Raw genomic sequence first — 1,137 nt, 5'->3', positions numbered from 1 at the left:
TGTCGTAAGCAGATGAGTTGTCCGGATTAGGTAGCACGTGAGTTGTCCGGTTTTATCGCCAGCGGATGGAGGCTGGGGATGAAGCGGACGGCATGGCTACAGGACCGGAGAATGCAAAAGTTTCGGGACGTATTGAGCCGCTGGAATGGCGGCGATCTTTCGATGATGGAGGCAGGCGAGTTGCTTGGCATGTCGGAGCGGCAATTCCGACGCTACCGCGACCGGTACGAAGAAGCTGGGGAAGCAGGGTTGCTGGATCGGCGCTTGGGCAAGCTTTCGACGCGTCGGGTGCCGGCGGAAGCGATTGAGGAGATGCTGGAGCTTTACCGTCATCGCTACCTCGGCTGGAATGTGAAGCATTTCCACGAGCACCTGCTGCGCGATCACCATTTCAGCTGGGGCTACACCTTCATCAAGACGCAGCTCCACGCGGCGGGCCTTGTGGAACGGGCCAAGCGGCGCGGTGCTCACCGGCGCAAGCGGGAGAGGAAGCCTTGCGAGGGGATGATGCTGCATCAGGATGGCAGCCGTCATCGATGGCTGGCGGGTGAGCCGATGCTGGACCTGATCGTGACGATGGACGATGCGACGAGCACGATCTATTCGGCCTTCCTGATCGAGGAGGAAGGCACGGCGTCGAGCTTTCAGGGCCTTCTGGAGACATTCGTCGCCAAGGGATTGCCATCGAGCCTCTACAGCGATCGCGGCAGCCACTATTTCGTGACGCTGAAGGCCGGCGAGGCGGTCGACAAAAGCCGGCTGACCCAGGTCGGCCGGGCGCTCGAGCGGCTGGGTATCGAACATATTCCAGCCTATTCCCCTGAAGCGCGAGGCCGCTCGGAGCGGATGTTCTCCACCTTGCAGGATCGGCTGCCGAGGGAGCTGGCGCTGGCCGGAATTGCCGACATCGAGGCCGCCAACCGGTTCATCGCACAGACCTACCTACCAGCTCACAATGCCCGCTTCGCCAGGCCGGCCGCGGTCGAGGACAGCGCCTTTGTCGCCGCAGACCCGCAACAACTGGCCCAGATCCTGTGCATCGAGGAGGAGCGCGTCGTTGCCCGCGACAACACGGTCGCCTTCGCGCGGCTGCGATTGCAGCTGCCACAGAGCCCGATCCGGCATCACTTCGTCAAA

Annotated in this window: 1 protein-coding gene; it reads left to right on the top strand. The window is 62.4% G+C overall.

Translation table 11 applies throughout. The features are described from left to right. Nucleotides 1-111 precede the first annotated feature (111 nt). Nucleotides 112-1,137, top strand: a 1,026-nt coding sequence (locus FJ951_RS28320) for an ISNCY family transposase (protein ID WP_181172308.1), incomplete at its 3' end; no start/stop codon positions are given.

Source organism: Mesorhizobium sp. B2-2-3, from assembly GCF_006442405.1.
Taxonomy (GTDB): Bacteria; Pseudomonadota; Alphaproteobacteria; order Rhizobiales; family Rhizobiaceae; genus Mesorhizobium.
This window is presented reverse-complemented; position numbering and strand designations above follow the sequence as displayed.